The sequence below is a fragment of the Methylobacterium sp. D48H genome (assembly GCF_053345715.1).
In genome coordinates this window covers 399,540-425,094 of the sequence record NZ_JBKFAP010000001.1, presented here as the reverse complement: position 1 = coordinate 425,094, position 25,555 = coordinate 399,540, and the positions used below count along the sequence as shown (strand labels likewise).

Annotated in this window: 27 protein-coding genes; 13 read left to right on the top strand and 14 right to left on the bottom strand. The window is 70.5% G+C overall.

All coding sequences use genetic code 11. The annotated features are described in order from the left end of the window. Window positions 1-8: 8 nt before the first annotated feature. From ACLBX8_RS02215 to ACLBX8_RS02205, 3 genes are all read right to left on the bottom strand, one after another. The gene (locus tag ACLBX8_RS02215) at window positions 9-743 is read right to left on the bottom strand and encodes a DUF3750 domain-containing protein (protein ID WP_020091715.1); all 735 of its coding nucleotides are present in this window, start codon (window positions 741-743) and stop codon (window positions 9-11) included. Window positions 744-838: 95 nt separating this feature from the next. Then, on the bottom strand, window positions 839-1,702 hold the full coding sequence (mdcB, locus tag ACLBX8_RS02210; RefSeq protein ID WP_447714748.1) for a triphosphoribosyl-dephospho-CoA synthase MdcB: 864 nt from the start codon (window positions 1,700-1,702) through the stop codon (window positions 839-841). 141 nt (window positions 1,703-1,843) lie between these two features. Then, complete coding sequence (locus tag ACLBX8_RS02205; RefSeq protein WP_447714547.1) at window positions 1,844-2,686, bottom strand: glycosyltransferase family 2 protein; 843 nt, start codon at window positions 2,684-2,686, stop codon at window positions 1,844-1,846. Window positions 2,687-2,766: 80 nt separating this feature from the next. On the opposite strand from ACLBX8_RS02205, the gene ACLBX8_RS02200 reads away from it, so the two are divergent. Continuing rightward, the gene (locus tag ACLBX8_RS02200) at window positions 2,767-4,179 is read left to right on the top strand and encodes a class I SAM-dependent methyltransferase (RefSeq protein WP_447714546.1); all 1,413 of its coding nucleotides are present in this window, start codon (window positions 2,767-2,769) and stop codon (window positions 4,177-4,179) included. Between the two features lie 72 nt (window positions 4,180-4,251). On the opposite strand, the gene ACLBX8_RS02195 is transcribed toward ACLBX8_RS02200, so the two are convergent. Beyond that, complete coding sequence (locus tag ACLBX8_RS02195; protein ID WP_091678679.1) at window positions 4,252-6,234, bottom strand: acyl CoA:acetate/3-ketoacid CoA transferase; 1,983 nt, start codon at window positions 6,232-6,234, stop codon at window positions 4,252-4,254. Between the two features lie 382 nt (window positions 6,235-6,616). Here ACLBX8_RS02195 and ACLBX8_RS02190 point away from each other — a divergent pair, with 382 nt between their 5' ends. Next, the gene (locus ACLBX8_RS02190) at window positions 6,617-6,793 is read left to right on the top strand and encodes a hypothetical protein (RefSeq protein WP_170862909.1); all 177 of its coding nucleotides are present in this window, start codon (window positions 6,617-6,619) and stop codon (window positions 6,791-6,793) included. Window positions 6,794-6,968: 175 nt separating this feature from the next. Further along, complete coding sequence (locus ACLBX8_RS02185; RefSeq protein WP_020091721.1) at window positions 6,969-7,289, top strand: hypothetical protein; 321 nt, start codon at window positions 6,969-6,971, stop codon at window positions 7,287-7,289. 49 nt (window positions 7,290-7,338) lie between these two features. On the opposite strand, the gene arsH is transcribed toward ACLBX8_RS02185, so the two are convergent. Further along, a complete protein-coding gene (arsH, locus tag ACLBX8_RS02180) occupies window positions 7,339-8,106 on the bottom strand; it encodes an arsenical resistance protein ArsH (RefSeq protein ID WP_447714545.1) in 768 nt (255 codons plus the stop codon). 50 nt (window positions 8,107-8,156) lie between these two features. Between arsH and ACLBX8_RS02175 the strand changes: the two genes are divergently transcribed. Genes ACLBX8_RS02175 through ACLBX8_RS02165 form a run of 3 tightly spaced genes read left to right on the top strand, consistent with a single transcriptional unit; the run spans window position 8,157 to window position 10,143 of the window. After that, entirely contained in the window at window positions 8,157-8,516 is a 360-nt protein-coding gene (locus ACLBX8_RS02175; protein ID WP_091924628.1) for an ArsR/SmtB family transcription factor, read from the top strand. Next, entirely contained in the window at window positions 8,509-8,946 is a 438-nt protein-coding gene (gene arsC, locus ACLBX8_RS02170) for an arsenate reductase (glutaredoxin) (RefSeq protein ID WP_132366348.1), read from the top strand. The genes ACLBX8_RS02175 and arsC overlap by 8 nt, the downstream gene beginning before the upstream one ends. Window positions 8,947-8,979: 33 nt before the next feature. Then, the gene (locus tag ACLBX8_RS02165; protein ID WP_447714544.1) at window positions 8,980-10,143 is read left to right on the top strand and encodes an MFS transporter; all 1,164 of its coding nucleotides are present in this window, start codon (window positions 8,980-8,982) and stop codon (window positions 10,141-10,143) included. A gap of 16 nt (window positions 10,144-10,159) precedes the next feature. Here ACLBX8_RS02165 and ACLBX8_RS02160 read toward each other — a convergent pair whose 3' ends face one another. Genes ACLBX8_RS02160 through ACLBX8_RS02145 form a run of 4 tightly spaced genes read right to left on the bottom strand, consistent with a single transcriptional unit; the run spans window position 10,160 to window position 13,618 of the window. After that, window positions 10,160-11,449 carry an NAD(P)/FAD-dependent oxidoreductase gene (locus ACLBX8_RS02160; protein ID WP_447697761.1) on the bottom strand — a complete coding sequence of 430 codons (1,290 nt, stop codon included), beginning with the start codon at window positions 11,447-11,449 and terminating at the stop codon, window positions 10,160-10,162. Window positions 11,450-11,457: 8 nt separating this feature from the next. Beyond that, on the bottom strand, window positions 11,458-12,189 hold the full coding sequence (locus ACLBX8_RS02155; protein WP_447714543.1) for an amino acid ABC transporter ATP-binding protein: 732 nt from the start codon (window positions 12,187-12,189) through the stop codon (window positions 11,458-11,460). Beyond that, on the bottom strand, window positions 12,186-12,839 hold the full coding sequence (locus ACLBX8_RS02150; RefSeq protein WP_012317380.1) for an amino acid ABC transporter permease: 654 nt from the start codon (window positions 12,837-12,839) through the stop codon (window positions 12,186-12,188). Before ACLBX8_RS02150 ends, ACLBX8_RS02155 begins: the two co-directional genes overlap by 4 nt. Window positions 12,840-12,844: 5 nt before the next feature. Beyond that, entirely contained in the window at window positions 12,845-13,618 is a 774-nt protein-coding gene (locus ACLBX8_RS02145) for an ABC transporter substrate-binding protein (RefSeq protein WP_447697760.1), read from the bottom strand. A 139-nt stretch (window positions 13,619-13,757) separates the two neighbouring features. Between ACLBX8_RS02145 and ACLBX8_RS02140 the strand changes: the two genes are divergently transcribed. After that, window positions 13,758-14,375 carry a helix-turn-helix domain-containing protein gene (locus tag ACLBX8_RS02140; RefSeq protein ID WP_447697759.1) on the top strand — a complete coding sequence of 206 codons (618 nt, stop codon included), beginning with the start codon at window positions 13,758-13,760 and terminating at the stop codon, window positions 14,373-14,375. A gap of 15 nt (window positions 14,376-14,390) precedes the next feature. On the opposite strand, the gene ACLBX8_RS02135 is transcribed toward ACLBX8_RS02140, so the two are convergent. Genes ACLBX8_RS02135 through ACLBX8_RS02125 form a run of 3 tightly spaced genes read right to left on the bottom strand, consistent with a single transcriptional unit; the run spans window position 14,391 to window position 16,953 of the window. Beyond that, entirely contained in the window at window positions 14,391-15,704 is a 1,314-nt protein-coding gene (locus tag ACLBX8_RS02135; protein ID WP_447697758.1) for a TadE/TadG family type IV pilus assembly protein, read from the bottom strand. 17 nt (window positions 15,705-15,721) lie between these two features. Continuing rightward, complete coding sequence (locus tag ACLBX8_RS02130; RefSeq protein ID WP_056522208.1) at window positions 15,722-16,360, bottom strand: TadE/TadG family type IV pilus assembly protein; 639 nt, start codon at window positions 16,358-16,360, stop codon at window positions 15,722-15,724. After that, complete coding sequence (locus tag ACLBX8_RS02125; RefSeq protein ID WP_447714542.1) at window positions 16,360-16,953, bottom strand: TadE/TadG family type IV pilus assembly protein; 594 nt, start codon at window positions 16,951-16,953, stop codon at window positions 16,360-16,362. Before ACLBX8_RS02125 ends, ACLBX8_RS02130 begins: the two co-directional genes overlap by 1 nt. Before the next feature lie 463 nt (window positions 16,954-17,416). Here ACLBX8_RS02125 and ACLBX8_RS02120 point away from each other — a divergent pair, with 463 nt between their 5' ends. Together ACLBX8_RS02120 and ACLBX8_RS02115 are read left to right on the top strand one after the other, a co-directional pair. Continuing rightward, window positions 17,417-17,968 carry a protein phosphatase CheZ gene (locus tag ACLBX8_RS02120; RefSeq protein WP_447680499.1) on the top strand — a complete coding sequence of 184 codons (552 nt, stop codon included), beginning with the start codon at window positions 17,417-17,419 and terminating at the stop codon, window positions 17,966-17,968. A 23-nt stretch (window positions 17,969-17,991) separates the two neighbouring features. After that, window positions 17,992-19,068, top strand: coding sequence for an HD-GYP domain-containing protein (locus ACLBX8_RS02115; RefSeq protein ID WP_447714541.1), 1,077 nt, complete (start codon window positions 17,992-17,994; stop codon window positions 19,066-19,068). A 174-nt stretch (window positions 19,069-19,242) separates the two neighbouring features. Here ACLBX8_RS02115 and ACLBX8_RS02110 read toward each other — a convergent pair whose 3' ends face one another. Then, window positions 19,243-20,586, bottom strand: coding sequence for a dicarboxylate/amino acid:cation symporter (locus ACLBX8_RS02110; RefSeq protein WP_331327015.1), 1,344 nt, complete (start codon window positions 20,584-20,586; stop codon window positions 19,243-19,245). A 295-nt stretch (window positions 20,587-20,881) separates the two neighbouring features. Here ACLBX8_RS02110 and ACLBX8_RS02105 point away from each other — a divergent pair, with 295 nt between their 5' ends. The 4 genes from ACLBX8_RS02105 to ACLBX8_RS02090 all read left to right on the top strand — a co-directional run bounded on the left by ACLBX8_RS02105 (window position 20,882) and on the right by ACLBX8_RS02090 (window position 24,714). Next, entirely contained in the window at window positions 20,882-22,744 is a 1,863-nt protein-coding gene (locus ACLBX8_RS02105; protein WP_091978044.1) for an ATP-binding protein, read from the top strand. Next, window positions 22,741-24,096: a sigma-54-dependent transcriptional regulator gene (locus ACLBX8_RS02100; RefSeq protein WP_056521335.1), complete on the top strand. Its 1,356-nt coding sequence runs from the start codon at window positions 22,741-22,743 to the stop codon at window positions 24,094-24,096. The genes ACLBX8_RS02105 and ACLBX8_RS02100 overlap by 4 nt, the downstream gene beginning before the upstream one ends. 144 nt (window positions 24,097-24,240) lie before the next feature. Beyond that, the gene (locus tag ACLBX8_RS02095) at window positions 24,241-24,477 is read left to right on the top strand and encodes a DUF6894 family protein (protein ID WP_020091740.1); all 237 of its coding nucleotides are present in this window, start codon (window positions 24,241-24,243) and stop codon (window positions 24,475-24,477) included. 108 nt (window positions 24,478-24,585) lie between these two features. Next, a complete protein-coding gene (locus tag ACLBX8_RS02090) occupies window positions 24,586-24,714 on the top strand; it encodes a hypothetical protein (protein ID WP_020091741.1) in 129 nt (42 codons plus the stop codon). A 154-nt stretch (window positions 24,715-24,868) separates the two neighbouring features. Here ACLBX8_RS02090 and ACLBX8_RS02085 read toward each other — a convergent pair whose 3' ends face one another. Further along, on the bottom strand, window positions 24,869-25,555 hold the full coding sequence (locus ACLBX8_RS02085; protein ID WP_447714540.1) for a LysE family translocator: 687 nt from the start codon (window positions 25,553-25,555) through the stop codon (window positions 24,869-24,871).

Below are 25,555 nucleotides of genomic sequence, written 5' to 3'. Positions count from 1 at the left end.
GTCGGCGCTCAGAGCCCGACCCGACCCAGGGCCGGCAGCTTGAGACCGGGCCGGCGCAGGTCGATCCCGGCGACGCCGCCGAGCAGGTTCAGCTCCAGGCCCTCGACCCAGCCGAGGGTTACCCCGGCATAGCCGCCGAGGTTGATGCGGATCCCGGTCCGCGACGGCGTCAGGCCGATCCAGCGCCCGTCATAGGGGAAATCCTTGCCGATCGCGGTGGTGGGAAGGCTCTCGCGGATCTCCGGCACCGCCGCCATGACGGCGGCCACGAAGGTGTTCGAGTTCGGGCCGGGCCAAACGACGTAGTCGCCGGGCCGGCTGAACCGGTACTCGGCCACGGCCTGCCGGATCCGCGGCAGCATCGCCTCCGCCTCGGCGCCGTCGGCCGCGAACACCACCGTCGGCGGGTTCCCGAACCAGCGTCCGTCCGGCACGAACCGGTCGATCCAGATCGGCTGGCCCCAGGCCGTGTAGTCGAAGCGGCTGTAGGCGCGGGCGCCGCGCTCCTTGACGACGATCCAGCTGTGCGTGGCCACGATGCCGCGCCAGCTCACGGTCCGCGCCGAGAAGATGCGCAGCACGGCGCCGGGATGCGCGTCCGCGCGCGGCAGCAGGCCGGCGCTGGACCGATCCGCCAGACGCCAGTCGCCGCTCGCCCGCGTCGCGTAGAGCAGGGCGGAGATCGCCACCGGCACGAGGAAGAGCGCGGCGAGCGCGAGGAGGGCGATCCTGAACAGGGTCACGGGCGGTCCGGGGGGGAGGGCGGGATAGAATCCGCATGTAGGTAGCGCCCGCATCCGCGAAACTGCGACCGACGCGCCCCGGGGCTGCGCGCGCGTCAGGGTGGGGAGGCGAGGGCGTCCAGCAGCAGCGTCGCGGCGAGGAGATCGGCGCAGCCGCCGGGGCTCAGGCGCGCGGCCACGAAGGCGCGGTGGATCGCCGCCGCGCGCGCCCGCCAGTCGGGGGCCGCGATGCCTCCGGCGTCGAGAAAGGTCGCTGCGGCCGCGCGCGCGCCGACGAGGCCGTCGGCACCGCCGCGGTGCAGGAGGTTCGTGTCGTCGACGACCGCCAGGAGGGCGAAGAAGCAGTGCACGCGGGCCGCCTCGGCATCGTGGGGGGCGCACGATCGACCGAAGCGGAGCGCGGGCAGGGCGACGGCGCGGATGGTCGGAAAGCCCGCCGCGGCCTCGGCGCTGGCGCCACCGACGCCGAAGCGCCGCGCCGCGCGGCCGCCGTGGCTGACGGCCGAGACCGGCGCCCGGGTGATCGCAGTCCCCCAGAGATGGCCGACCGCCTCCGCCAGCCCTTCGGCGCTCGCGCGCTCTGCACCGGGCCCCACGCCCTGCGCTCCCGCGGCGGCACAGATCAGCCCCAGCGAGAAGATGGCGCCCCGATGCGCGTTGACGCCGCCGGTCGCCCGCATCATCGCGGTCTCGGCGGCCAGACCGATTGCCCGGAGTTCCGCCATTACGGCATCGCGGGCGCCCGCCGCGACCAGTTCCGCGAAGAACGGCCGGAGCGCCGCCGCGCTGCGGCGGAGCGTCTCCGCATCCATGTCGTCGTGGCTGCCGGAATCGACCGGGCTCACGAGGCCGGGCTTGGGCCAGGTCTCCAGTTCGCCGATGAGCGCCGCGTGCGCGAGATCCGCGACGCGTTCGGCCCAGGGCGCGGCGGCGTTGCTCCGGTCCGCGCCCGGCGCGATGAGGCTCTGATCGTCGCGCAGGGTCGAAGCTCCCCAAGGGTTCGCCGGCGTCGCCGAAGCGGCGTCGGGCGGCCCGGGATATACCGGATGGCCGTGCCGGCACAGACGCGGCGTTCTCCGAGCCGGTTCGACTGTCCTGCCCTAGAAGGATCCGACGAAGCGCTCGGGCAGCGTCCAGAGGTCGGGCGCCTGGATCGCGCTCTTGCGCTCGATCGCGTCGGCGAACAGCCGCTTCGTGGTCTCGAAATGGGCCTCACCCGGACGCATCTGAACGGGGCGGCGCGGGACGCGACCGATATCGGCCTTCACGAAGGCCAGGAACTCCGTCGGGTCGATGGCGTGGTGGGAGTTCGGGATGCCGATCGGCGCGGCCGCATTCCGCTTCTGCTGACGCCTGAAGAGGATGTCGTGGTCCAGATACGCCAGGTGGAACAGGAACAGGTCGCGGAAATCGGGGCGGTGATCCTGGATCAGGCAGTGGAAGCCGACGTGCCAGTCGACCCGCTCCGACACGATGGTCGCCTTGCACAGGGTCGATATCGGCCGGATGTATCTCCGCTGGCCGGAGATCGGCGCCGCGACGTCGATGGGGGTCTCGTCCCCGACGTGCATGACGTCGGCCCCGAACAGATCGAGGATGGGGGGCAGCGGCCGCGCGGCGATGTAATCGGAGAGAGTTGGCGATACGTCCGGATCGGGGAGGATCAGCTCGTCGCTATCCGCATAGAGAACATATTTGAAGCCGATGAACAGCGATGCGCAGAAATCCCTGACCGTGTGGGCGCGCTCCCACTCGTTCAGGGGCAACCGCGGCAACCGGACGACGTTCGCGCGCAGTCCGGTCGTCGAGCCGTCGTCGGAACCGTGGTCAAGGATATAACAGTTTTCAGCCCCGACTTGTCGCTCGTAGTGCTTCAGCCAGAGCGGAAGCATGGTCTTTTCGTTGTAGGCCATCGTGACGGCGGCGAGCGGCCTCTTGTGCAACGGTGTTCCTTCCCGCCAACGCGGCCTTCACCGCGCTTCTACAGCGCATTCGCGAAGCGTTTGATCGGAGCTTAGTGGCAATGGATCGTGCGCAGCAACTCCTGAGGTCGCTGACCAAGGACGCCCGCATCGTGGAGATTGGCCCGAGCTTCAGCCCGCTCGCGCCGAAGCGCGACGGCTGGAACACGTTCGTCATCGATCACGCGCCGCGCGCGGAGCTCATCGAGAAGTATCACGACCAGACGGTCGACCGCATCGAGGAGGTCGATTTCGTCTGGACAGGCGGCTCGATCGCGGACGCGGTCCCGGTCGACCAGCACGGCACCTTCGACGCGTTCATCGCCAGCCACGTCATCGAGCACACGACCGACATCGTGACCTTCCTGCGCGCCGCCGAGACGCTGCTTCGGCCGGACGGCGTGGTGATCCTGGCCGTGCCCGACAAGCGCAAATGCTTCGATTTCTACCGTTCCCTCACCGGGACGGCGGACGCGGTCGCGGCGTTCCTGGAGAAGCGGAACCGGCACACCGTCCGGACCCACATCGACTACGCCCTGAACATGGCGCTGAAGGACAACGGCACGGTCGGCGCCTGGTCGGGCCAGGACACGCGGCCGGCCATTCCCGCGAATCCGCTCACCGACGAGCCGCAGTGGCTCGGCGCCGCGCAACTGCCCTACTACGCCGACGCCCATGCCTGGGTGTTCGTGCCGGCGAGCTTCAATCTGATGATCCTGGAGCTGGCGCAGCTCGGCTACATCGATCTGCGCGTCGAGGATTTCCTCGACCGGGACGCGACGGAATTCTTCGTGTGGCTCCGCAAGGGACGCCAGCGGCTGGCGCCGGACGAGATCCGGGAGCAGCGCACCGCGCTGATGCAGCGCGCCATCGTCGAGCTGGCGGAACAGGTGCAGCAACTGCCCGAGACGTCCTTCGTCGAGATGGCCTCGGCGGGGGCGCTGCGGGATCAGCTCCTCAAGGCGACCTACCGGACCGAGGCGCTCCGCACCGTGCTGGCAGCGCTGCGGGCCAGCATCGGCCGTTTCGGGCTGGATCGGGCCAAGTTCAAGCGCCTGATCGCCGCGGCGAGCCAGAAGGTTCCGGGGAACCTCTCGGCGGCGGTCCAGCACAAGATCCTGCTGACCGAGGCGACCAAGATCCTCGACGGCAGCACGGATTCTGCGGTCGAGACCGACGACCGGGATCCCGCCGTCATCGACGGCGCCGTCTTGGTGGCGCCGCTCGGCGCGGCCCAGTTCGGGGATCCGCTGCTCGCCGCCGAACTGGAGCGCGAGCGCCAGCGCGCCCGGGCCGTCCGCATGGTGCTGGACGCCGTGCTCGGAAGCCTGCGCGGCCGCGCCCTCGACAAGAAGCGGTTCCGGGACCTCGTCACGCAGGCGGCCGCGCGGACGCCGAATGACGGTCCCGAATCGGCGCGCCACGCGGTGCTGTCCGAGGAATCGCGGCGGGTCCTCGGCCTGCCGGTCGCCTGAGGCAGGCCGCGGCACCGACCGCGCCGTAGCGCGAGCGGGGCCCGGCGCGCCCGGAGCGGGCCCGGCCAGCCGTCACGCCGCCGACGCCACCGCCGGGGAGATGCGCTTGCGGGCCTTCTTGTCCTCGGTGCTGCTGACGAAGGCCTGCGCCTCCTCCTTGCGCTCGAAGACGTGCGGCGCGACCCCGCGCTTGTTCAGGGCCTCCTCCATCTTGAGGCGCAGGAAGGCGCTGGTCGCGTAGCGGGTCGTGGTCGCGTAGTAGTTCGCCTGCAGGTACTGGACCATGCCGGCGTAGTCGTCGACCAAGTTCTCGTTGAGCCGGAAGCCGTCGTGATTGATCACGGCGTTGACCCGCTGGCCCGCCTTCCGGCAGGCCTCGACGATGGTCATGCGCAGCTCGTCCATGTCGCCCTTCACTCGGCAGTACCAGCCTTCCAGGTTGACGAAGAGGATGTTGCGCTCGCCGTCGTAGCTGACGCGGGACTTCAGATCGAGGTTGAGCAGATCCGAGATCAGCTCCATCGGCTCCTCGCGGAAGATGCGCGGATCCATCGGCACCGGATTGCGCACGACGGGGGCGAAATCCATGTGGGCGAGGATGTCGCGCTCGATGTCGATCCCCGGCGCGACCTCGATCAGCTCCAAGCCCTCCGGAGTCAGCTGGAAGACGCAGCGCTCGGTCACGTAGAGGACCGGCTGCGACCGCTCGACCGCGTAGGGGCCCGAGAAGGTGTTCTGCTGGACCTGGGTGACGAACTTGCGGGCCCTGCCCTCGTTCACGATGCGCACCTGACCGTCGGACACCGCGATCTCGAGACCGCCGGCCGTGAAGGTCCCGGCGAACACGACGGTGCGGGCGTTCTGCGAGATGTTGATGAAGCCGCCGCAGCCGTTCAGCTTGCCGCCGAACCGCGAGGTGTTGACGTTGCCGGCCGCGTCGCACTCGGCCATGCCCAGGCAGGTCATGTCGAGGCCGCCGCCGTCGTAGAAGTCGAACATCTGGTTCTGGTCGATGATGCAGTCGGCGTTCGTGGCCGCGCCGAAGCTCGAACCGGACGCCAGCACCCCGCCGACCGCGCCCGCCTCGGTGGTGAGGGTGATGTAGGGGGTGATCTTCTCCTCGTTCGCGACCGACGAGATGCCCTCGGGCGCGCCGACGCCGAGATTGACCACGCCGTTCGGCGGCAGCTCGAAGGCGGCGCGGCGCGCGATGATCTTGCGCTCGTTGAGCGCCATCCGCTTGATGCCGGTGACCGGGACCCGGATCTCGCCGGCGAGCGCCGCGTCGTGCATCACGCCGTAGTTCATCCGGTGCATCTCGGGCTCGGCGACCACCACGCAGTCGACGAGGATGCCGGGCACGCGCACGTCCTTCGGCAGGAGGTAGCCGTCGTCGACGATGCGCTCGACCTGGGCGATGACGATGCCGCCGTTGTTGCGGGCCGCCATGGCCTGGGCGAGGCAGTCCAGGGTCAGCGCCTCCTTCTCGTAGGAGAGGTTGCCCGACGGATCGGCCGAGGTGGCCCGGATGAAGGCCACGTCGATCTTGGTCGCCGTGTAGAACAGCCACTCCTCGCCATCGACCTCGACGAGCTTGACGATGTCCTCGGTGGTCAGTTCGTTGACCTTGGCGCCGCCGTGGCGCGGGTCGACGTAGGTCTTCAGGCCGACTTTCGAGAACAGGCCCGGCTGACCCGCCGCGCAGGCCCGGTAGAGCTGGGAGATCACGCCCTGGGGCAGGTTGTAGCCGCGGATCAGGTTGTCCTGCGCGGCCTTGGCGACCTTGGGCATGCGGCCGAAATTGGCCGCGATGACCCGCGTGAGGAGGCCGTCATGGTGCAGGCGGCCGGTGCCGAGCCCTTTGCTGTCGCCGGCGCCGGCCGTCATGATCAGGGTGAGGCCGCGGGGTGATCCGGTCTCGACGAACCGCTTCTCGAGGGCGGCGTGCAGGGCCTCCGGGATGCAGCTCTGGACGAACCCCGTGGTGGTCACGACGTCGTTCTCGCGGATCAGCGCGATCGCCTCCTCCGCCGAGATGACCTTGTTCTTCCTCATGGAGCCCGTGATCCTCCCCGGCACGTGGAGGAGCGGCCGGCCGTGATGCCCGTCGCCTCCGACTGTGCCATGCGCCGCCCCCGTGGTGCCGGGACGTCTCGGCCCCGGAGATCGGCTGAGTTTTGAATACGATCGTTATTGCACCGCATCAATATTTGCGGCATCGCACGAGGGCACATGCCGGCGCCGTGACAGTACTCCGAAAATGAGTGTCGGCGCTCCTGAAAAACTCTTCGGTCCACGATCAGAAAAATTGCGCGCGTCGCGGGGCCGTCGGCCGCCTGTGCTCCGCCGCACGCGATTTCCATGGTCCGCGTGCGCCGCCTCACCGCGGCGTCCCGGGATCCGGTGTCTCTCGGTCTGGACACGACAGGAGGCGATCATGAACCGAGATCCGAGAGCCCGGAGCAGGCAGGCCGACGGCAAGGCCCGGACGGCGGAGTCCGACCGCGAGACCGATGCCCGCGCACGCGCGGCGGTGGTGGATGCCTGGCGCCGGGCACTGCTCCGGATGCGCGAGCGGCGCGCGACCGAGGACCGCACCGATCCGGGCCATTGAGGCCCGGGGAGAGTCGAGCGGACCGGTCCGGCGCCCGGCGGCGACGCGGGGCCGGCGGTCCGGATCGGGCCCCGACGTCGCCCGAATGGGGACGGGGACCGACCCTTTTTCTCTACTTGGCGCGACGCGGCGGGAGCGGCACAGCGTGAGCAACGAACGGGGAGTATGTGAGCCGATGGACGACGACGTCGCAGACGGCATGGACGGCGGCGACGCGAGCTCCGCGGCGGCTCAGGAGGCGAACGGGATCGCCTTCCTGCTGGCGAGCGCCGCCTACCTGACGCTCGCAGACGCGCATCTGCGGCGGGAAGGTCCGGAGGGGCTCGCCCTGATGGACGAGATCGAGGACCGGATCACGGAGGCCCTGCGGAGCTTCGTCGAGGAGACGTCCTACGAGGATGCGCGGCCGGACATCCTCCAGCACGCGACCCGCAAGGTCCGCGCCCTCCTCGAAGCGGGACGCTCGCTGGCGCCGGAGATGCGGCGCTTCCAGTGAGCTTCGGCCCGGGCCGGACCGCGTGGCGGCGCGCTCGGGCCGGCGGGGCTCAGACGCCCGGCGGTGAGGGCTTCGCGAAGTCGATATCGGCCGCGACACCGGCGAGCCGGTCGGGATCGCGCTCCTTGCGCTCGCTGTAGCGGTCCACGAGGTAATCGGCGCATCCGCGGGTCAGCAGCGTGAACTTCATGAGTTCCTCGCACACGTCGACGACCCGGTCGTAGAGCGGCCCGGGCCTCATACGGCCCGCCTCGTCGAACTCGCGGTAGGCCATCGGCACCGAGGACTGGTTGGGGATCGTGATCATCCGCATCCAGCGGCCGAGGACGCGCAGGGCGTTCACGGCGTTGAAGCTCTGGGACCCGCCCGAGACCTGCATCACCGCGAGGGTCCGGCCCTGCGTCGGGCGCAGACTCCCCTCGGACAGGGGCAGCCAGTCGATCTGGCTCTTCATCACGCCGGTGAGCGCGCCGTGCCGCTCGGGCGAGACCCAGACCTGCCCCTCGGACCAGGCCGAGAGGGCGCGGATCTCCCGCACCTTCGGATGGTCGGCGGTCGCGTCGTCGGGCAGCGGCAGGCCGTCGGCGTGGTAGATGCGGACCTCGCCGCCCATCGCCTCCAGGAGCCGCGCGGCCTCGTAGGCCAGGAACCGGCTGAAGGAGCGTTCGCGGAGCGACCCGTACAGGATCAGGAAGCGCGGCGCGTGCACGAGCGGGATCCCCCGACCGGCCCCGTCGGTCGGCGTTGCGAAATGCGCCGCGCTGAGATTCGGCAGGCCGTCACGGACCGAAGGGGCAGGGGCCGGGCTCTTGCTCACCGGGACGCTTTCTCATACGTTCAAACAACCGTTTGAAGATTGTCGGGAAAATGGACGACGCGCAAGCCCTGGCGGCCTTCGCGGCCCTGGCGCAGGAGCACAGGCTGCGGCTGGTGCGGGCGCTGGTGAGAGCCGGTCCGGAGGGCCTCGCCTCCGGCACGCTGGCCGAGGCGGTCGGCGTGTCGGCCGCCACGGTTTCGCATCACCTGAAGGAATTGAGCCGCGCCGGGCTGGTCAGCTCGCGGCGCGACGGTCGCTCCATCCTCTACAGTGCCGCCTACCCGGTGCTGGCCGATCTGATCGCGTTCCTGATGCGCGATTGCTGCCAGGGCCGCGCGGAGATCTGCACGCCGGCGGCGGAGACCCTGGCCGCCTGCCTCAGCCCCTCGGGAGACGCAGCACATGTCTGAGCCGTTCGACGTCGTGATCTACCACAATCCGGCCTGCGGCACGTCGCGCAACACCCTCGCGATGATCCGTAACGCCGGGATCGAGCCCCACGTGATCGAGTATCTGAAGACGCCGCCGACACGCGCGCTGCTGCTGCAGCTCCTCGACCGCGCCGGGCTGTCGGTGCGCGACGTGCTCCGGGAGAAGGGCACGCCCTACGCCGAGCTCGACCTCGGCAACCCGGACCTGACCGACGGGCAGTTGCTCGACGCCGTCGCGGCGCATCCGATCCTGCTCAACCGGCCGCTCGTGGTCACGCCGAAGGGCGTACGCCTGTGCCGTCCCTCGGAGGCGGTGCTGGATCTCCTGCCGCCGCAGCGGGGCGGCTTCGTGAAGGAGGACGGCGAGCCGGTGGTCGACGAGCAGGGCCGCCGTGTCGCCACGGCCTGAGCGCCCGCGGGCCGTCGTGGCGGCGGTCCAGACATGAGCGAAGCCAGCCGCTGGCCGGTGATCGCCGCACTCGGCGTCGTGGAGATCCTCGCCTGGGGCTCGTCGTTCTACCTGCCGGCGGTGATGGCGGCCCCCATCGCCGAGAGCACCGGCTGGCCCCTCGCCTGGGTGGTCGGCGGACTGGCCTTCGGCCTCCTCGTCGCGGCCCTCGCCTCGCCGCATGTCGGGGCGGCGATCCACCGGCACGGCGGGCGGCCGGTCCTCGCCCTCGCGGCGCTGCTCCTCGCCGCCGGGCTGACCGTCGTGGCCGTGGTGCCGAGCCTGCCGATCTATCTCGCCGGCTGGCTGATCCTCGGCGCCGGCATGGGCTGCGGCCTGTACGACCCCGCCTTCGCGACCCTCGGGCGGCTCTACGGCGCGGCCGCGCGGCCGGCCATCACCACGCTGACCCTCTGGGGCGGGTTCGCCAGCACCGTGTGCTGGCCGCTCTCGGCCTTCCTGGTGGCCCATATCGGCTGGCGGGGCGCCTGTCTCACCTATGCCGGCCTGCACCTCGCGGTGACGCTGCCGCTCATCCTCGCGATGATCCCGCACGCGCCGGCACTCCCGGTCTCCGACGGGCCACAGGAGGCGGGGTCCGCGCCGCTATCGACTCGGGAGCGCCGCGCGTTCCTGCTGTTCGCGGGGGTGCTGGTCCTCGGCGGCGCGATCATGTCCCAGGTCTCGGTGCACCTGCTCACCCTGCTGCAGGCGCGCGGCGTGTCGCTCGCCGCCGCCGTCTCGTACGGGGCGCTGATCGGGCCCGCGCAGGTGAGCGCCCGCGTCGCCGAGATCTCCCTCAAGGGCCGGCACCACCCGCTCTGGACACTGACGGCCGCCTTCGGCCTGATCGCCCTCGGGCTGTGGCTCCTCGCGGCCGGGCTGCCGGGCGTGGCGCTCTGGCTGGTGCTCTACGCGGGCGGCAACGGGATCTACTCGATCGCCCGCGGCACGGTCCCGCTCGCCCTGTTCGGCCCCGTGCGCTACCCGCTGGTGGTCGGCCGCCTCGCCCGGCCGGCCCTGGCCGCCCAGGCCCTGGCGCCGCCGGCGGGGGCCGTCGTGCTCACCCATGTCGGGCCGGGCGCCCTGTGGTGGATGCTCCTCGCGCTGGCGCTCGCCGCCCTGGGCCTGATCGGGGCGCTGTGGCGCGCGCGGTGACGGCGGGCCGGCAGGATCAGCGGATGCCGCCGTCGAGCAGGCGGTACCACGCGATGATCGCCGAGACGTACAGCCGGTTCAGCCCGTGGAGCGGCAGCGGCTCGATCGGCGTCAGCGGCAGGGGCAGGTTGCCGGCATCTCCGGTCGCGATGTAGGCGGCCATCGCCCGGCCCATCGCCGACTGGAGGCCCACGCCCCGGCCCTGGCAGCCGATATCGATGAGGAGCCCGGGCGCCGGCTCGTGGAGATGGGGCAGGTAGTCCCGGGTGATCGCGACGCGGCCGCACCAGCGATGGTCGAAGGCGATCCCGTCGAGCTGGGGGAAGAGCTTGCCGACGATCCGCTCGAGATGGGCCCAGTCGGCGGGGTCGCGCGGCTCCCGGAACGGTCCGCGGCCGCCCATCAGCAGGCGCCCGGTATGGTCGAGGCGGAAGTAGAGCAGGAGCTTGCGCGTGTCCGAGGAGACGTGGCCTTCGGGCAGGATCGAGCGCCGCAGGTTGTCGGTTAGCGGCACCGTGGCGACCTGGAACGAGTTCGCCGCGATCACCGTCCGCGCGAGGTTCGGCCACAGGCCGCCCGTATAGCCGTTGGTGCACAGCACGACCCGGCCGGTCGTCACCCGCTCGCCCTGGGCCGTGGTGACGGTCCAGCCCGATCCGGTCCGTTCGAGGCCGGTGACCGGCGATCCGCCGTGGATCGTGGCGCCGGCCTTCTGGGCGGCCCGGGCGAGGCCGCGGGCGTAGCTCAGGGGCTGGATCGCCCCGCCGCGGCCGTCGAGCCAGCCGCCGAGATAGCGGTCGGTCCCCAGCAGCTGCTCGGTCTCGGCCCTGTCGAGGACGCGGGTGGGCGCACCGAGATCCGCCCACTGGGCCGCCCGCTTGGCGACCTCGGCGAGCCCGGCCTCGGTGTGGGCGCCCTGGATCCAGCCGGCGCGGGAATGCGGCACGTCCATCCCGTGCCGGGCGATGAGGTCGAACACGACGTCGGCGGTCCCGCCGGCGAAGCGCGCGAGTCGCTCGCCGCGCTCCCGACCGAACCGCGTCACGAGGTCGGCGGGATCGTATTTCAGGCCCGGGATGACCTGGCCGCCGTTGCGGCCGGACCCGCCGTAGCCGACCTCCTGCGCCTCGAGCACGACGGGTCGGATGCCGCGCTCGGCGAGATGCAGGGCGGTGGACAGGCCGCAGAACCCGCCGCCGACGATCACCACCTCGGCCAGGCCGGATCGGGCCAGCGGCGGCGTGTCCGGCGCGGGCGCCGCCGTCGTGGCCCAGAGCGAGGGTGCGAGCGGGAACGGTTCGGCCACGGCGTGTCCTAGAGCGGGTGCAGCACGCGCTGCAGGAAGTCCCGGGTACGCGGATTCTGCGGCCGGTTGAGGACCTCGGCGGCCGGCCCCTGCTCGACGAGACGGCCGCCGTCGAGGAAGAGGACCCGGTCGGCGACCTCGCGGGCGAAGCCGATCTCGTGGGTGACCACGAGCATCGTCATACCCTCGTCGGCGAGGGCGCGCATGACCTTCAGCACGTCGCCGACGAGCTCGGGATCGAGGGCCGAGGTCGGCTCGTCGAACAGGATCGCCTCAGGCCGCATCGCGAGCGCCCGGGCGATCGCGACGCGCTGCTGCTGCCCGCCGGAGAGCTCGTTCGGCCGGGCGTGCTCCTTGCCCGAGAGCCCGACCCGGGCAAGCAGGGCGCACGCCCGCTCCTCGGCCTCGCCCCGGGGCTCACCCTTCACGTGGATCGGCCCCTCGACGACGTTCTCGAGCGCCGTGCGGTTGGCGAACAGGTTGAAGCGCTGGAAGACCATGGAGACCCGCGTGCGGATCGCCTTGATGCCGCGCTTGTCCCGGTCAACCCGCTGCCCGTCGACGCGGATCTCGCCGCCGTCGTAGGCCTCGAGCCCGTTGATGCAGCGCAGGAGGGTCGACTTGCCGGATCCCGAGGGCCCGATGATGCAGACGACCTCGCCCTTGGTGACCTCGGCCGAGACGCCCTTGATCACCTCCAGCGCGCCGTAATGCTTGCGGACGTCCTCCAGCACGATCATCGATGCCGTCCCTTCGCCTCGAAGTGGCGGACCAGCAGGATCAGCGGCAGGCTCAGCGCGAGGTACATCAGCGCCACCAGCGTGTAGACGCTGGTGTTCTTGAAGGTCGACGAGGCGATCAGCTTTCCCTGGAGCGCCAGCTCGGCGACCGTGATGGTCGAGGCCTGCGACGAGTCCTTGAGCATCATGATCATGATATTGCCGTAGGGCGGCAGCGCGATCCGGATCGCCTGCGGCAGGATCACCCGCCGCATGGTCATGCCCCAGCCCATGCCGATCGAAAGCGCCGCCTCGACCTGGCCGCGATCCACCGCCTCGATGCCGGCGCGGAAGTTCTCGGCCTGATAGGCCGAGTAGGCGATGCCGAGCCCGATGATCGCCGCCTGGACGGCGGTGAGCGACAGGCCGAAATCGGGCATCACGAAGTAGATGTAGAACAGCTGCACGATGATCGGGATGCCGCGCAGGATGTTGATCATCACCGCGCTGAAGCCCGACAGGATCGCGATGCCGGAGACCCGCATCACCGCCCAGACCAGCCCGAGCAGCGTCGAGACCACCAGGGACGCGATCGTGATCAGGATCGTGAGCTGCACGCCCTGCAGCAGGATCGGCAGGTAGTCCTGGGCGTCGGCGAGGAACTCGCGCATGAAGGTCAGGACCGGTCGGCCGACGGCGGCAGACCCCACTTGGTCAGGATCGCCTGGAGCGTCCCCTCGGCCTTCAGCTTGGCGAGCGCCTTGTCGATCCTGGCGAGGAGCTCGGTGTCGGTCTTGCGGACGCTGAGGCCGACCGAGGCGACGACTGTCGGCTTGAAGGTCTCGACGAGGCGGACGCCGGGAAACAGGCCCTGCTTGACGTAGTAGGCGAGGATCGGCGCGTCGGCGAAGCCGGCCTTCAGCCGCCCGGAATTGACGTCCCGGATGATGTCGGGGATCGCGTCGTAGATCTTCACCTCGTTGAAGAGGCCCGACTTCTTCAGCGGCTCGACGAAGGCGGTGCCGACCTGGGCGCCCACTGTCTCGCCCTTCAGGTCGGCGAAGGACGTGTAGTCCTTCGTGTCGGTCTTCGGGACGATCAGCCCCTCGCCGTAGCTGTAGACGGGCGCCGAGAACGACACGACCTCCTTGCGCTGCGGCGTGATGAACATCGCCGCCGCGATGATATCGATCTTCGAGGCGGTGAGCGCCGGGATCAGCGTCGAGAATTGCAGCGGCTCGACCGCGACCGTGAAACCCGCCTCCTTGCTGACCGCGTTGACGAGGTCGACCATCACGCCTTGAATGCTGTTCGTCTTGGTATCGAGGAAGGTGAAGGGCAGGCCGGTGGGCGTCGATCCCACCTTCAGGGCCTGCGCGCCGACGGGGGCGCCGAGGACGCCGAGGAGCAGCGCTGACGACAGACACAGCTTGGCCAACCGTCTTCCCATGGTGCCGCTCCCGTGCAGTGCCCGGGTCACGCGGCGGAAGCCGGGCCCGATTTCATTCTCGTGAAGAATACCGCACGTTTTCGGTATCGACGCAAGCGACTTTCACGTGCATGAAGAAGCACACGAGAGGCAGGCTGGCGTGACGGTGAGCATCCCCCGAGGCGAGGCAACGGGTCCGGAACCGGTCGACCGGGCTGTGGGTCAGCGCCTGCGCGGCCTGCGTCGCGCGCGCGGGCTCTCGCTGGAGGCGGTGGCGTCAAGCACGGGCCTGTCGATCGGCTTCATCAGCCAGGTCGAGCGGGGCCTGTCGTCGCCGTCCCTGCGGGTTCTGGCGCTGCTCGCCGACACGCTGCAGATCGGGATCGGCGGCCTGTTCGAAGCGGGGCCGGACGCGCCCGACCCGGATCCCATCGTCGTGTTCCGGAAGGACCGGCCGGAACTTCAGCTCTGGCGGGCCGGCATCACCAAGCAGCTCCTGACCCCGCCAGGGGGCACGCAGGGGATGAGCCTGTTCCACGTGGTGCTGAAGCCCGGCGCGAGCACCGGCGACGAGCCCTTCAGCCACGACGGCGAGGAAGCCGGCCTCGTCCTCGCGGGGCGCCTCACCCTGATCGTCGAGGCGCGGACGCTCCAGCTCGCGGAGGGCGACAGCTTCCGCTTCGAGAGCCGGCGGCCGCACCGCTTCAGCAATCCCGACCCGCGCAGCCAGACCATCGTCCTGTGGGTCAACGTCCTCGGATCACCCGCGACGACGTGAGCGGGGCGCGGCGCGTCAGTTGCTCAGGCGCACGCTCGCGAGCGTGGTGCTGAAAAGCTTCAGCATGGCGGCGGTGATGTCGCCGTTCGTGGTCACCGGAAAATACATGCCGTCGGACGCGCAGGCCTGCAGGGCCGGCCCGATCTTCGATTCGTACGGCCTGACGTAGCTGTTGTAGAAATCGTTATCGTAGATCGGCAGGTACTGCGTGTAGATGATCCCGATCTTGACGTTCTTGTTCTTGAGATTCGTGCAGGTCGAGGGACTCAGCGGCCCGATGAAGCGGTTGCTCTGGATCTGGAAACCCGCGCTCTGGTTGGTGACGCTGCCGCCGGTGTCCTCGACGCCGTCGGTGACCATGAACAGGAACCGGATCGGCTTGTCCGGCGTCAGCCCGTCGCCGCTGGCCGGGATCGTCGCGTTCATCTTCGCGATGGCCCGCTCGAAATCGGTCTGATTGTCGGACTGATTATAGTAGGCGTAGGCGATATCGATATTCGGGGTCGCGGTCTTGATATTGTTCAAGGTCGGCGTCATCGCCTGCAGCCGCGTCTGCGTCACCGAATCGTTGAAGGTCCACATCTCCATCTGGAACTGTTGCGGCAGCAACATGCTGACATTCGCCTGATCGACGAGCGCCGAGACCGCGTCCCTCAGAACCTGGATGCGGAGCTTGATGTTGTTCCGCAACGCCACATGGTAGAAGTCGTTCTGATCGTCGCCGGTGATGTTGCCCTTGTTGTCGAAGGTGTGCTGGTGGCAGGCGAACGCGCACCCGTTGGTCGCGCGCTTCATGTTGCTCACGTCGGCATCGGTCGCCGCGAGCCCCATCGACGGCGAGTTGTCGAGCAGCAGGTAGTAGTTGATGTACTGCGAGGTGTTGCGGGTCGCCGAGGACGTGCCGCTGATGGGCATGGCCGGGATCTGCATCATCGATGCCAGGCTGGTCTTGACCGTCGCCGTGTAGGTGGCGGTGAGGCTCAGCGTCTTCGCGCTGTTCACCGGCGCGCCGGGGGCGAACGAGGTCACCGTGACGCCCGGAACCTTGGCGGCCTCGGCGCGGAACTGCGTCTCCATGTTCTGCAAGGTCGTCGTCGGGATCGTGTTGGTCTTCTGCGACATCACCGCGAGCACGGCGCCGTCGAGGGCGGTGTCGAGCTGGGTCTTCGCGGCGTTGCGGCGCCCGTAATCGATCGCCGCCGCCGTGGCGAACATGACCGGCAGCGTGACCAGCGCGAACGTCAGCGCGACCTGACCGGAGCGCGCCCGCGGAAACGCCGCGACGGCCAGCCTGAGAGCGCGGTTCAACCGGATGCGGAACACCGACACGGGCCTTCCCTCGACCATTAGTTGTAGACCGGGCAGGCGGTGCCGCCCGGCATGACGATCTCGCTGGGGGTGCGCTCGGACCACGGGATCTGCCGCGTGAAGGTCAATCCGCGGCCGCCGAAGATCCAGCGGTACAGGGCACTCCCGATGATCGGGGTGTAGGGCATCGTGACTTCCGCCAGGATGTAGCGGGCCCCGTCGAACTGATAGGCGGCCGGCGTGGCGGGGAGTCCGTTGCTCCCGTTGGCCTGGTTGGCCGGGCGCTTCGTGGCGTTCTGCGGCCAGCTGGAGCAGACGAAGCCCTTGAGCGACCCATTGACCGTTTCCACGCCCATCGCGTTGACCACGATCTGCAGGCCGGACGCGTCCAGCGGGCGCAGGATCGCGGTCGCCGCGCTGGTGATCTTCGTCATCCCGTCCTGCGTCGCCAGAGCCATCCCGTTCTGGGTCGCCAGAGCGTTGTCCACCCGTCCGGACAGATCGCCCAGCGTGCGCGCGAACAGGGTCAGTTTCCGGGTCGCGTCGACGACGCGCGTCAGCTCGGCGGTCCCGAAATACAGGACGATCAGCAGGGGCAGGACGAGCGCGAACTCGACGGCGGCGATCCCGCGCTCATCGCGGCGGAAGCGGCTCAGGCCGATCGGCAGGCCACCCATCACGAGCACCCCGACGGTGCGGTGTAGGGTTCCACCTTGAACACCGTCGCGGCCTGCAGCACCCGCCGCCTGTTCGGCAGGTTGGGCACGGCAACACCGAGCAGCGGGAAGAAGACCGGGATGTCGACCGCGGCCTGCACGATCACGATGGCCGAGTTCCCGGCGCAGGCGTAGCTGGCGAAGTTCGGGTTCCAGTCGCTCGCACCGCTGGCGTTGGTCGCGACCGGCGAGACCGGGTTGGCGGACCCGTAATCGGCCACCTTCATCACGCTGACCCGGACGTTGGCGCAGGTGAAGATCGTGACCCGGGGCGTGCCGTTCGGCTGCGTGCAGATCGCCGTCCGGAAGCGACTCATCAGCGTCGCGGGGTCGGTTGTGCCGGCGTTCGTCGTCTGGAACGTGCCCGTGTAGATCTGCCGGCTGGCGTCGGACACCGCCTGCTGGAGGATCTCCTGCTCCCAGAACACGATCCCGTTCTCGAGGCAGGCCCCGACCAGCGCGAAGAACGGCAGGGCCACCAGGGCGAACTCCACGGCCGTCGCGCCCCCGCGTGCCCGCGCGAAGCGCGCGGCCCGTTCCCGGAGGTCGAGCAAGCGCGACGCCGCTCGGATAGCCCTGCTCACATCCCAACTCGAAATCGGAACCACCGAGCTCGAGAGAGCATCAAAAGCTTACTTTTCTCCGCGCATCACTGCTCAAAGTCGAGCCGTTCACGCACATGTGCTACCGAGCGGGCGCCGGAATAGTTCGTTAGCATCAACCAACAGTTGAGAGCGCCGCTGTTCCAGCCCTCATCGGTAACGCAGCGAGATCGCACTCTTCGGCCAGGCGGAGATCGTCGCGTCGACGTCGCGCGAAGCGGTCGACAAGACGAGGCGCGGGTTCGGCGCACGTTCGGCGTGCTTTGACGTGTGGATGACGTGGAAATAGGACATTGCACAGTCACGATCGGCCGGAGCGGCACAGACTCGCGTCGAGATAAGTGCCATTAAGCGCGGCTTAAGAGGTCGCCGATAGTTTCACCGGCCAATATAAACCGCATGGCGATCCCCGATCATGGCCCGCGCTCTGCCGGACGTTGCCTCCATCGAAGAGGGTGTTGGGCTCCTCCGGACCCAGCTCCTGTCGATCTCCGACGCGATCGCGCGCACGCGCCAGGAGATCGCCGACCTCCGGCAGGAACAGGAGACGAGCCGCGCGCGGGACGAGCTCCTCGCCGTGGTGCAGGGTACCGAGGACGCCACCAACGCGATCCTGACGGCTTCGGAGAAGGTGGATACGCTCGCGCGCGGCATCGTCAGACGGTCGGGCGAGGACGCCAACCGGGCCGACGCCCAGGCCATCCAGATCGAGATGCAGACGATCTTCGAATCCTGCAATTTCCAGGACCTCACCGGCCAGCGGATCTCGAAGGTCGTGCGCACGATCGTCCTCGTCGAGGAGCGGATCGGCGAGATGCTGCGCGTCTGGTCCGGGCCCGGCGACGCGCCGTCGCGGCCGAATCCGACGACCGACACGCGCAGCGAGGAGGCGGCCCTGCTCAACGGCCCCGTCCTGCCCGGCGACGCCTCGGTATCGCAGGACACGGTCGACGCGATGTTCCCGTAAGGCGCGGTCCGGAAGGCGTGCCGATGGGCCGGATACTCCTCATCACGGACGATCCCGCACGCAGCCAGGGCCTGGCCCAGGACCTGTCCGATGGCCTGTCCTGTGAGCTCCACGATCTGCGCGCCGCGGAATTGCCCCTCGGCGGCGCGACCGCGATCGTCACCGACGTGCTCGATCTGGGCGCGAGCTCCGTCGAGCGTCTCCGCCGCCGTCTCGCGGAGGTCCGGCACGGCGCTCCGCTGACCGTCCTGCTCCACACCGACAGCCCGCGAACCCGGCTGCTCGGCGTCGCCCTCGGCGCGACCCACACGCTGTGCGCGCCGTTCGACACGGATCGCCTGCGGGAGACGCTGGGGGCGCCGCGCGCGGCTGCGCGCCTCGCGACCTTCGCGGACGAGCCCCTGCCGGCCTGCGCCGTGCGGACGGCCGCGGCGGTGCGCGGATTCTATGCCTCGGTGTTCGTGCCCGACCAGCCGATTACGCCCGGCGTCATCGACAACGGAACCCAGGCCATCGACCTCGCGATCCGGGACACCGGGATCCGCGACTGGGTCCGGGCGGTCCGCCAGTTCGACGACGCCACGCACCAGCACTGCCTGCTGGTCGCCGGTCTGGCGGCGGCCTTCGCGGCGAGCCTCGGCCTCGGCGAGCAGGAGCGCCACCGCCTGACCAAGGCGGCCCTGCTGCACGACGTCGGCAAGATCCACATCCCGGCCGCCATCCTCAACAAGCCGGGCCGGCTCGACGACGCCGAGCTGGCCGTCATGCGGCTGCATCCGGAGAAGGGCTACAGCATGCTCGTCGATCAGGGCTTCGAGCAGCAGATGCTGCAGGTCGTCCGGTCGCACCACGAGATGCTCGACGGGTCGGGCTATCCGGACCGGCTCAAGGGGGAGGAGATCCCCGACCTCGTCCGCCTCGTCACCGTCTGCGACATCCACGCGGCCCTGATCGAGCAGCGGCCCTACAAGCAGCCCATGGCGAGCGAGGCGGCTTACGCGATCCTGGAGGGCATGGTGGGGCGGCTCGACCCGGCGATCGTCGGCGCGTTCCGGCCGGTCGTCGCCGCCTTCGCGCCCCACACCCTCGACGCGGCCTGACAGCGTTCGGCGGCGTCGGGCCGCGGCCTCGTCGCGTTCCTTCGGCCGCGTTCCGTCGGCCGCGTTCCTTCGGCATGCGAGAGCCGCGCCGCGGAGGGATCCGCGGCGCGGCGTGCGTTTTCCACCGTCACGGCGTCGCGCGCTGCGCCGTGCGCGGCCCGCGACGCCGCGGGCTCACTCGGCCGGCTGGAGAGCCGGCGCGGGCGGAAGCGGCGCCATGGTCTGGCCGGACAGGGCCGCGGCGAGCTTGGCCTCGTCGACCTCGTTCTCCCAGCGCGCCACCACGATGCAGGCCACCGCGTTGCCGATGAAGTTGGTCAGCGCGCGGCACTCCGACATGAAGCGGTCGACGCCGAGGATCAGCGCCATGCCGACCACCGGCACGGAGGGCACCACGGCGAGCGTCGCCGCCAGGGTGATGAAGCCCGAGCCGGTGACGCCGGCGGCACCCTTGGACGACAGCATGGCGACGAGCAGCAGCAGCGCCTGCTCACCGTAGCTCAGCGGCGTGTCGGTCGCCTGCGCGATGAACAGCGCCGCCATGGTCATGTAGATGTTGGTGCCGTCGAGGTTGAACGAGTAGCCCGTGGGCACCACGAGGCCGACGACCGGCTTCGAGCAGCCGGCCCGCTCCATCTTCTCCAGCAGCGAGGGCAGTGCCGACTCGGAGGACGACGTGCCGAGCACGAGGAGCAGCTCTTCCTTGATGTAACGGATGAGCTTGATGATCGAGAAGCCGTTGTAGCGGGCGACCGCCCCGAGCACGACCAGCACGAAGATCGCCGACGTCAGGTAGAAGGCGCCGACGAGGTAGGCGAGGTTGGCCAGCGAGCTGATCCCGTACTTGCCGATCGTGAACGCCATCGCGCCGAAGGCGCCGATCGGGGCGACCTTCATGATGATGTTGACGACGCCGAAGATCGCCTCGGACAGGACCTTGATGATGTCGAGCACCGGCTTGCCGCGGTCGCCCAGGAAGGCGAGGCCGAAGCCGAACAGCACCGAGAAGAACAGCACCTGCAGGATCTCACCGCCCGCGAAGGCGCCGACCGCCGTCGTGGGAATGATGTTCATCAGGAAGTCGACGATGCTCTGCTCCTTCGCCTTGCCGGCGTAGGTGGCGACCGCCTTCGGATCGAGCGACTTCGGATCGATGTGCAGGCCGTTGCCCGGCTGGAGCACGTTGGCGACGACGAGGCCGACGATCAGCGCCAGCGTCGAGAACGTCAGGAAGTAGATCAGCGCCTTGCCGCCGACCCGACCGACCTTCTCGAGGTTGGTCATCCCGGCGATGCCGGAGACGACGGTCAGGAAGATCACCGGCGCGATGATCATCTTGACGAGCTTGATGAAGGCGTCGCCCAGCGGCTTCAACTCGGCGCCGAGCTGCGGGTAGAAATGGCCGAGCAGGATGCCGATCGCGACGGCGACCAGGACCTGGAAGTACAGAGTCCGGTACAGCGGCTTCGATTTGGCGGGCGGATGCGGGGCGGTGAGTGGTGACGGTACGGCAGCCATCGGGCGTTCTCCCTGTCTCGGGTTTCGGGCGGGGCGGCTCGCGTCGGGGTGTCCCGGCGGTGTCCGCGCTTGCTGTTGGCCTTCCGGCGCGCAGCCGTTCTCTGACGACATGGCTGCGTTTCGTGACGAGAATGGCAACCGGCATGCCAATTGACCGAAGGCCGCTACATTTCTTTAACCATTTGCCGGAGATAGCTTTTTTCAAGCAGGCTCGCGGCAGGGCCGCGGGTGGTCTTGCGGATTCCCGCACGCCGCCGGTCGGAACGGTCCGGATCTCCGCACTGGCCCGCCGTCGGTGAGCGGGCACCCGCCCTCCGGTCACCGCCCGCCTTCGCGCCGGGGTGTCGCCGTCGTGGTCGGGCTCTGCGCGATCCTCGTGACGGCGTGGCTCGCCGGGCGCGCCGCGGAGCGCTGGGCCCTCTCGGACCTGCGGCGCGGCGCCCGTTCGGCGATCGGCCTTCAGGTCGGCGTCCTGCTCGCGGAGATGCAGAAGCAGGCGTCCCTGCCGCTGGCGCTCGCGGCCGACCCCGAGGTCGCCGCCGCGGTCGGTCCCGATCCCGGGCGCGACCTCCTCGACCGTGTCGACCGGCGGCTCGCCCAGGTCGCCGCCGCCACGGGTTCGGCGGTCATCTACATCATCCGCGCCGACGGACTCACGGTCGCGGCGAGCAACGCGGGCGAGGATCGCAGCTTCGTCGGCCGGGACTACGGGTTCCGCCCGTATTTCAAGCAGGCCCTGGCCGGCGGGGCCGGCTCCCAGTTCGCCCTCGGCACGGTCAGCGGACGGCCGGGCCTGTACCTCGCGCGCCGGATCGGGGCCGGGAGCGGGGTCGTCGTGGTGAAGGTCGAGTTCGACGCCGTCGAGTCGGCGTGGCGGGCCGCCCGCGAGGTCACCTTCGTCACCGACGCCCGTGGCATCGTCCTCGTCACCAGCGAGCCGGGCTGGCGCTTCGACACGCTCAGCGCCGTCGACGCGGCCGAACGCGCCCGGATCGAGGCGGGACAGGAATTCGGCAACGCCCGCCTGGAGCGCCTGCCGCTCCATCCGGTCGCGGGCGAGCCGGACGTGGTGCGGGTCGGGCGCGGGTCGCTGCCGGCCTGGAGCGCGATCCTGTCGCAGGCGCCCGTACCGGGCACGGACTGGCAGCTGCGGACGCTGACGCCGCTCGGCACCGCAGTCGAGCGGGAACGCCTGCAGGCCTGGATCATCGCGGCCCTCGTCACGGCATTCGCTGGCTACGGGATCTTCGCGCTCACCGATCGCGGCCGCCGGACCCGGGCGCGGCTCGCCGAGGCCGCTGCGCGCCGGGCGGAGCTGGAATCGAGCGTCGAGGCGCGGACGCGGGCGCTGCGGGAGACCAATGCCCAGCTGCGCGCCGAGATCGCGGAGCGGCAGCGCGCCGAGGCCGAACGCGAGCGCCTCGGCCGCGAACTGGCGCAGGCCGGCCGGCTCGCGGCGCTGGGCCAGTTCGCGGCCAGCATGGCCCACGAGATCAACCAGCCGCTGGCGGCGATCCGCTCCTACGCGGACAATGCCGCGATCCTGATCCGCCGCGGCCGGGGCGAGGACGCGGCCGAGAATGCCGCCGCCATCGGGCGGCTCACCGACCGCATCGCCGGACTCACCCGGCAACTCAAGGGCTTCGCCCGCCGCGCCTCGCCGCGGCGGGAACCGGTTTCCCTGCGTGAGGTGGTGGCGAACGCGCTGGAGCTCGTGGCGGCGCGCGCCGCCGCGCTGCACGTCCCGCTGGAGGCGGACCGGCCCGCCCCGGATCTGCGCGTCCTCGGGGACGGCCCGCGGCTGGAGCAGGTCCTGGTCAACCTGCTGCAGAACGCCGTCGACGCCGTGGCGGGTCGCGAAGAGGCCCGCGTCAGCCTGCACCTCGTCGAGGGGGACGAGCGCGTCGCGATCGAGGTGGCCGATACCGGGCCCGGGATCCCCGCGGAGGTGCGCGGCCAGATCTTCGACGCCTTCTTCACGACCAAGGCGGACGGCCTCGGCCTGGGCCTCGCCATATCCCGCGGGATCGTGGAGGATTGCGGCGGGAACCTGATCCTGGCCGGCGGCGACGGCGCCGGGACGGTCTTCCGGATGGAGATGATCCGGGCGGCGGACGCGGTCCCGAACGTGGGCAAGCCCGTGGGAGCGACACCGTGAGCGGACCGGCGGACGCGCAGGCGGGGACCGAGCGCGTGGTCTTCATCGACGACGAGGCCGACGTGCGCCGGGCCAACGGCCAGAGCCTGGAGCTCGAGGGTTTCGCCGTCGAGGCCTTCGCGGCCGCCGAGCCGGCGCTCGCGGCGATCCTGGCCGCGCCGCCCGGCGTGGTGGTCACCGACGTGCGGCTGCCGGGGCTCGACGGCGTCGCCCTCCTGACGCGGCTGCGCCGGGTCGACCCCGACCTGCCGGTCATCCTGATCACCGGCCACGGGGACATCCGCATGGCGGTGGCCGCCATGCAGGACGGGGCCTACGACTTCCTGGCCAAGCCCTATCCCGCCGAGGCGCTCGTCGTGTCCGTGCGCCGGGCGCTGGAGCGGCGGCGGCTCGTGATCGAGAACCGGGCGCTGCGGGCCCGGCTCGACGCGGCGATCGAGGAGGATCCGGCTTTCCTCGGGACCTCCCCGGAGATCGTGGGCCTGCGCGCCCTGGTGCGCGAGGTGGCGCAGGCCGACGTCGACGTGCTGGTTTTCGGCGAGACCGGGTCCGGCAAGGAGGTCGTGGCCGGCGCCCTGCACCGGTGGAGCCGCCGCGCGGAGCGAAACCTCGTGGCCATGAATTGCGGGGCGCTGCCCGACAGCGTGGTCGAGAGCGAGCTGTTCGGGCACGAGGCCGGCGCCTTCACCGGGGCCCTCAAGCGCCGGGTCGGCCGCATCGAGCACGCGCAGGGCGGCACGCTCTTCCTCGACGAGATCGAGAGCATGCCGCTGCCGCTGCAGGTCAAGCTCCTCCGCGTGCTCCAGGAGCGCACCGTGGAACCGCTCGGCACCAACGAGGTGCGCCCGGTCGACATGCGCGTGGTCGCCGCCACGAAGGTCGATCTCGGGCAGGCGGCCGCGCAGGGCACCTTCCGCGACGACCTCTATCACCGGCTCAACGTCATCACGATCGCGATCCCGCCCCTGCGCGACCGCGGGGAGGACGTGCTGCTGCTGTTCCAGCACTTCCTGCGCCGGGCCGCGGAGAAGTTCGGGCGCCCGGTGCCGCCCGTCACGCCTGCGATCCGCGAGCACCTGCGCCGCCACGCCTGGCCCGGCAACGTCCGCGAGCTCGGCCATTTCGCCGAGCGCTGCGCGCTGGGCCTCGCGGCGGCGGCGCAGCCCGCGGCCGAGAGGGCCGCCGCCAGCCTCACCGATCAGGTCGATCGCTTCGAGCGGCAGCTGATCCGCGACGAGCTGATCATGGCCGGCGGCGATGTCCGCGCCGCCGCGGAAGCCCTCGGCCTGCCGCGCAAGACCCTCTACGACAAGATGGCCCGGCACGGTCTGACCCCGGGCGACTACCGCTAGGGCCGTCGCCCGGCCCGTCCCGAGCCACCGACGGTCCCGGCGCGATCACGGGAGCGCCGCGACGGCGACCTGCCGAAAAGGGGTACGCGGGCCGGTGCGGAAACTGCTTAGCGTAGCGGACGGATCCCCCCCGCCGAGCCGCCCATGCCCCGCTTCTTCATCGACCTGCACGACGGAACCGAGCTCGTCCGCGACAAGGACGGCTACGACCTGCCCGGTCTCGAAGCCGCCCGGTCGCAGGCCGTGAAGATCATGACGCGGATCGCGCAGGGGCTCTCCGACCGGCCCGGGCGCCAGGATTACATCGCGGCGGTCCGCGACGACACGGGCGTGGTGCGGATGCGCTTCCGCGTGTCGCTCGATGCCGGCCCCGTCGGCTGACGTGCCGAGACGCCGAGCGGCCCCGGCGCGCGCGCGGCCGGGCCAAGTCCACCTGGCGTTCGCGTCGATTTGGCGTAGGCTGGCGTCCCCTAGCCGAGGAGGGACGACATGGGTCTGATCGCCTTCATCCTGATTGGTGGCCCCTGGGTGGCGGCAACTGCGTGGCTCTGGCACCAAGCCGGCGGCGCGGAGGCATGGCGCAACGCCGTCCACGGCACCGTGCCTGGCAGGCAGTGACGCGGCCCGCGCCCACCGTACGCCTCCGACGCTCCTGACGGGCGCGGCTCTCCGGATCCGGTCCGCGGTATCACCGCCGGCAAAGCCGGGGGCGGCCACGCTGTCGATTGCGCTGCGAGCCGGGGCGAGATCGCGTCCCGCGCTGCGCGGCGGCTCAGAACCGGCTCGGCGCTCGGACGCCCGCGCTCGACACCCCGCTCACGCCCGCGCTGCTCGAACGGGCCGCCGTGCCACCGTCCAGCCCCCGGACGAGCAAGCTCAGCGCCAGGAGGGCGAGGAGAAGGCCCGCGGCCTTGTTCATCCGATTCAGGATCTGGCTGGTCACGCAGCGCCGGAACAGGGACACCGCGGTGTTGAGCACCACCCACCAGCCGAACGAGCCGACGAAGACACCGGCCGCCAGGACCGGGAACGGCGCGGTCCCGCGCTCGAGGAAGGCCGGCATCGCGGCCAGGAACAGCACCGGGGTGACCGGATTCGTCAGGGCCAGCACGACCGCGCTGCCGTAGCTCACCGCCAGCGTGTCGCGGCACGCGCGGCCCTCCTGCAACACCGAGACGCTGCGAAGCACCCGGACCGCGAGGGCGAGCAGCACCGCCCCCGAGATCAGGGAGAGAACGGCGCCGTTCGACCTTACCGCGGCGAGCTCCGCGCCCCAGCGCATGACGAGACCCCCGTATGTCAGGTGCACGGTGGCGACACCGAGCCCGGTGGCGAGGCCGGTCGACAGGCCGCCTGACAGCGTTCGCTGAACGCACAGCAAGCTCGTCGGCCCGATCGGCGCGGCGATGGACAGACCGAGACTCGCGCCGGTGAGCAGTGCCGTGGCGACGACGCTCAT

Excerpts from the sequence above, each read along its gene's own strand:
- ACLBX8_RS02200 (WP_447714546.1), top strand. The coding sequence starts at position 2,767 with ATGGATCGTGCGCAGCAACTCCTGAGGTCGCTGACCAAGGACGCCCGC.
- ACLBX8_RS02195 (WP_091678679.1), bottom strand. The coding sequence starts at position 6,234 with ATGAGGAAGAACAAGGTCATCTCGGCGGAGGAGGCGATCGCGCTGATC.
- ACLBX8_RS02190 (WP_170862909.1), top strand. The coding sequence starts at position 6,617 with ATGAACCGAGATCCGAGAGCCCGGAGCAGGCAGGCCGACGGCAAGGCC.
- ACLBX8_RS02185 (WP_020091721.1), top strand. The coding sequence starts at position 6,969 with ATGGACGACGACGTCGCAGACGGCATGGACGGCGGCGACGCGAGCTCC.
- ACLBX8_RS02175 (WP_091924628.1), top strand. The coding sequence starts at position 8,157 with ATGGACGACGCGCAAGCCCTGGCGGCCTTCGCGGCCCTGGCGCAGGAG.
- arsC (WP_132366348.1), top strand. The coding sequence starts at position 8,509 with ATGTCTGAGCCGTTCGACGTCGTGATCTACCACAATCCGGCCTGCGGC.
- ACLBX8_RS02165 (WP_447714544.1), top strand. The coding sequence starts at position 8,980 with ATGAGCGAAGCCAGCCGCTGGCCGGTGATCGCCGCACTCGGCGTCGTG.
- ACLBX8_RS02155 (WP_447714543.1), bottom strand. The coding sequence starts at position 12,189 with ATGATCGTGCTGGAGGACGTCCGCAAGCATTACGGCGCGCTGGAGGTG.
- ACLBX8_RS02150 (WP_012317380.1), bottom strand. The coding sequence starts at position 12,839 with ATGCGCGAGTTCCTCGCCGACGCCCAGGACTACCTGCCGATCCTGCTG.
- ACLBX8_RS02145 (WP_447697760.1), bottom strand. The coding sequence starts at position 13,618 with ATGGGAAGACGGTTGGCCAAGCTGTGTCTGTCGTCAGCGCTGCTCCTC.
- ACLBX8_RS02130 (WP_056522208.1), bottom strand. The coding sequence starts at position 16,360 with ATGGGTGGCCTGCCGATCGGCCTGAGCCGCTTCCGCCGCGATGAGCGC.
- ACLBX8_RS02120 (WP_447680499.1), top strand. The coding sequence starts at position 17,417 with ATGGCCCGCGCTCTGCCGGACGTTGCCTCCATCGAAGAGGGTGTTGGG.
- ACLBX8_RS02115 (WP_447714541.1), top strand. The coding sequence starts at position 17,992 with ATGGGCCGGATACTCCTCATCACGGACGATCCCGCACGCAGCCAGGGC.
- ACLBX8_RS02110 (WP_331327015.1), bottom strand. The coding sequence starts at position 20,586 with ATGGCTGCCGTACCGTCACCACTCACCGCCCCGCATCCGCCCGCCAAA.
- ACLBX8_RS02095 (WP_020091740.1), top strand. The coding sequence starts at position 24,241 with ATGCCCCGCTTCTTCATCGACCTGCACGACGGAACCGAGCTCGTCCGC.
- ACLBX8_RS02090 (WP_020091741.1), top strand. The coding sequence starts at position 24,586 with ATGGGTCTGATCGCCTTCATCCTGATTGGTGGCCCCTGGGTGGCGGCA.
- ACLBX8_RS02085 (WP_447714540.1), bottom strand. The coding sequence starts at position 25,555 with ATGAGCGTCGTCGCCACGGCACTGCTCACCGGCGCGAGTCTCGGTCTG.